Raw genomic sequence first — 233 nt, forward strand, 5'->3', positions numbered from 1 at the left:
GGTCGCCGCGCATCGACGGGATGATGCAGAAGCTGCAGCGGTGGTTGCAGCCCTCGGAAATCTTCAGATACGCGTAATGCTTGGGCGTGAGTTTGATGCCCTGCGGAGGCACGAGGTCGATGAACGGATCGTGCGGCTTAGGCAGGTGCGTGTGCACCGCTTCCATCACTTCGCCCAGCGCATGCGGCCCGGTCACGGCCAGCACCTTCGGGTGCACGCTGGTGATGATGTCC

At 63.1% G+C, this 233-nt stretch carries 1 pseudogene; it reads right to left on the reverse strand.

Features of this window, described 5'->3' with window-relative positions:
* Positions 1 to 233 (reverse strand): annotated as a pseudogene (gene rimO, locus ACVA58_RS28770) (30S ribosomal protein S12 methylthiotransferase RimO); the annotation flags it as partial.

The sequence above is a fragment of the Photobacterium sp. DNB22_13_2 genome, assembly GCF_052873915.1.